Below are 3,065 nucleotides of genomic sequence, written 5' to 3' on the forward strand. Positions count from 1 at the left end.
CTCTTTCGGCATCAGCAGATACCGCTCCTTTTTGTCGAAAAAAAACGAGATCGTCTGCAGCTGCCTTTTGAGCTCCTCATCGGGCGCGATCGCAAGCAGCGGAAGCTTTTCTCGCAGATTGAAATACATCTCGGCTCTTTTGTTCGCATATTTGCGCTCATCGCTTGCCTTGAAGCTGCCCTTTGCCTCTCGCACGATGCCGCGCAGCCCTAGATCGCACAAGGTATCAAACACCCCCGCACCCACTCCGATAGTGTCGATATAGATTGCGTGAGGTTTGAGATCGGTTCTCTCATACTCGCCGTAAATTTCGCGCGCTAGCTCGCTCGTGCTAGCTATGCGATAGGGCTTCAGAGCTTCTACGCTATCGCCCTGCCTTTTGCAGAGCACGCTTTCGTCGTCTCCCTCTCTGGCTACGTCTAGAGCCCAGATCACGGACGCGCCTGCGTCGAAATACCTCTCTTTGCGAAATGCCGCCTCGATTGCAGAGAGAGAAAACACGGAGTTTGACGTCGTATCCAAAAACTCGCCGAAAATCTCCTGTCTGGCCACGTCGCTATCTGCTCCGCCCAGCTCTGCGACGAGACGATCGATCTCCTCTTTTTGCAGCAGCGGGTTGTCGTAGCTAGAAAACTGAAAATTCCGCCAACCTTTTTCGTTTCTCATTCCGCGCTGCGCCAGATCGAAAAATTTGTTCTTTCCTTTCGGCACTCCGCCGATGAATGCGCGAGAGTTCGGATTGTCAAGCAGCATAGGAGAGATCGCATTGTCCCATAGGTAGGGGTCTTTTAAAATTATGCCCGCCTCGTTGAGGATGACCGTGTCGTATCCGAAACCCTCGATATTTTCGGGGCGTTCTGCGGAGCGAAAATCAAGATAGCCTTCGCCGATCTTGAGTTGCTTGTCTTGCGCGTTCCAGCTCCACAGCTCTTTTGGCAACTGCCGCAGCTCGGGGAGGAAATACCGCTCAAAATATCTTTTCAAATTCGCCGCTATCGTATCTACCCAGAGTATCTTTTGCCCCTCAAGCAGCCACTCGATGCAGGCATTCGCCGTGCCTTTGGTGAAGCCGAAGCGTCTACCCTTTTCAATGGTGCAAAAGCGCGCGTCGTTTTGGAAAAATACCGCCTTTTGCTGCGGCGTATAGCGCAGATCAAGAGATAACTCACTCATCGCTCGCTCCTATCTCTCGTCTGGTGATCTGAATTTTCGTCTGCTGCGCGTTGGTGTTTTGAATGAGGGTTTGGGCTGTGCGAGGATTTACGCCGAGCGTTAGGCTTGCTTTATCTATCGCGTCCTGTAGCGCCTTATAATCGTTCGCGTTTAGTTCTACCGGCTCGAAGTTTTGCACTCCGTCGCCTACGCCTACCTTTTCGTGCTTGGTATTTTTATTTAGCATTTCCGTGATCTTTACCAGGTTTTTTTGAGTGGCGTTAAAAATCAGCCCCCTGTTATACGCCTCGTCTTTAGCGGCGTTCATTATTGCGTTCATCTGTTCATTTGGGAGCGTTTGCCTTGCCGCAATCATCGTTACTTCGGCTTCTACATAGCGTTCATTTTCAGGCGCCAAATCCTTGGTTAATTTATTTGCGGTTCCTAGCGAAATATTATATTTTTTCACCAGGTCGCGTTGTGAAAATTTGCCCGTAAGATAGTCTGCTATTACTTGCTTTTTTGTTTCGTCCGTGATCTTTGCCATATTTCACCCTTTTTCGTGAAATGCTACCACGGATTTGAAAAAAGACTTCGGCTTGTGAAAACTTTTAAAAAATGATAAGTCTGGGGGGGTTATTTTTTAAATTTTTCGATGAGTGCTAAAAGCTCGTCTAGCGCCCTAGCTTTCTCGTAGTTTTGCATCCAGCTATCTATCCAGCCCGGAACGGGGCGTTTTTCGTCATTGAAGCTTCGCACGGATGCAGGATGAAGCCCTACCATCTCCGCAAAATCGGCAACGGGTAAATTCAGGTCTTTTAGCTTTGATACAAATTCTTGTTTCGTCATGTCTATTCCTATCTAAATTTTTATAATTATACCAAATAAAACAAAATATTTTATTTTTTTGCAAAAATAATGCAAAAAGTTTTAAAAACTCTTGACATTTGAAACAAAATGTATTATAATACGCTCAATTCAAAACAAAATGTTTTGCAAGGAGTAAAAAATGAAAAGGCTATTTTGGGAACAAGGTGTCGAAGCGGCAAGGCTTTTAAATGGTGAAGAGTGCAACTTGGGGTATAATTCAACTGGGATAATCATATATGATGAAGATGGCGAAATTGTAGGACTGCAGAGTTACGATAATGTAATGTTCTATCCCGCCAATATAATTAAAGACATTTTGGGGGCTGAGGGGCAAGTATGGTCGAGCCTTGATGAATTTCAAAGCGATTGCTGCTTCAATTTTTATAACGAATTCGATGGTTGGAATAATGCCACATATACAAAAGAAATTTAGTAAAAATTAAGAAAATGAATTATATAATTCATTTGCAGGGCAGAATTACCCTTGTAGGGTTTGAAATTTATACTTTACTTAATTTCAAATCTGCCCTGTTTACCCCGCTGGGGTTTGAAACTTGTATTTTTAAATGCGTTCCCTTATAGGGTTTGTAAAAGTTTCAATTTTTAGGCGTAAGGTATCGTTTTTCGCAAGCTTTGCGCCTATCCTCTCTCATTCTATGGCTCAAAATCCACTGCAAAGCTTCTTTTGGCGTATTTAAGATTTCGCCGAGCTCTTTTTCAAATTTTGCAGTTCTACAAGTCCGCAAAGAGTTTATCACGGTTTCGTCCGTGAGCTTTGAGCCGAAAACCTCGCGCAGCAGAAACGAGATTTCGGTCAAATAGTAGTCATCTGGTCTGCTTTCCCACCCCTGTGCTACATGATCTAGCACGGAAAAATATAGCTCCATCAGCTCTCCTTGAATTCCCCGTCTATCTTGCCGCTTGCGATCAGTTTTTTTAACATCTTGGCTTTGATCTTGTATTCGGGCGTGCGGTAGCCTTTGACGTCCTCAATGATGAGCCCGTCCGCTTCATAGACAAAATCGGCGATATACTCTATCGCG

General features: G+C 45.0%; 6 protein-coding genes. 1 reads left to right on the forward strand and 5 read right to left on the reverse strand.

The window, feature by feature from the left end:
- From Q0140_RS11060 to Q0140_RS11070, 3 genes are all read right to left on the reverse strand, one after another.
- The coding region (locus Q0140_RS11060) for a hypothetical protein (RefSeq protein ID WP_297964562.1) at positions 1 to 1,173 on the reverse strand (1,173 nt) is incomplete at its 3' end.
- A complete protein-coding gene (locus Q0140_RS11065) occupies positions 1,166 to 1,699 on the reverse strand; it encodes a hypothetical protein (RefSeq protein ID WP_297964564.1) in 534 nt (177 codons plus the stop codon). The genes Q0140_RS11065 and Q0140_RS11060, both read right to left, overlap by 8 nt.
- An 89-nt stretch (positions 1,700 to 1,788) precedes the next feature.
- Positions 1,789 to 2,001 (reverse strand): hypothetical protein, encoded by a 213-nt coding sequence (locus Q0140_RS11070; protein ID WP_297964566.1) that lies wholly within the window; start codon positions 1,999 to 2,001, stop codon positions 1,789 to 1,791.
- Positions 2,002 to 2,161: 160 nt separating this feature from the next.
- Here Q0140_RS11070 and Q0140_RS11075 point away from each other — a divergent pair, with 160 nt between their 5' ends.
- Entirely contained in the window at positions 2,162 to 2,455 is a 294-nt protein-coding gene (locus tag Q0140_RS11075) for a hypothetical protein (RefSeq protein ID WP_297964568.1), read from the forward strand.
- Between the two features lie 163 nt (positions 2,456 to 2,618).
- Here Q0140_RS11075 and Q0140_RS11080 read toward each other — a convergent pair whose 3' ends face one another.
- Together Q0140_RS11080 and Q0140_RS11085 are read right to left on the reverse strand one after the other, a co-directional pair.
- On the reverse strand, positions 2,619 to 2,909 hold the full coding sequence (locus tag Q0140_RS11080; RefSeq protein ID WP_297964570.1) for a hypothetical protein: 291 nt from the start codon (positions 2,907 to 2,909) through the stop codon (positions 2,619 to 2,621).
- On the reverse strand, positions 2,909 to 3,061 hold the full coding sequence (locus tag Q0140_RS11085; RefSeq protein WP_366112875.1) for a DUF1064 domain-containing protein: 153 nt from the start codon (positions 3,059 to 3,061) through the stop codon (positions 2,909 to 2,911). Before Q0140_RS11085 ends, Q0140_RS11080 begins: the two co-directional genes overlap by 1 nt.
- Between the last annotated feature and the right edge of the window lie 4 nt (positions 3,062 to 3,065).

This window comes from uncultured Campylobacter sp. (genome assembly GCF_938045405.1).
Classification (GTDB): domain Bacteria; phylum Campylobacterota; class Campylobacteria; order Campylobacterales; family Campylobacteraceae; genus Campylobacter_B.

Coding starts and splice junctions, on each gene's coding strand:
- Q0140_RS11065 (WP_297964564.1), bottom strand. CDS start 1,699: ATGGCAAAGATCACGGACGAAACAAAAAAGCAAGTAATAGCAGACTAT.
- Q0140_RS11070 (WP_297964566.1), bottom strand. CDS start 2,001: ATGACGAAACAAGAATTTGTATCAAAGCTAAAAGACCTGAATTTACCC.
- Q0140_RS11075 (WP_297964568.1), top strand. CDS start 2,162: ATGAAAAGGCTATTTTGGGAACAAGGTGTCGAAGCGGCAAGGCTTTTA.
- Q0140_RS11080 (WP_297964570.1), bottom strand. CDS start 2,909: ATGGAGCTATATTTTTCCGTGCTAGATCATGTAGCACAGGGGTGGGAA.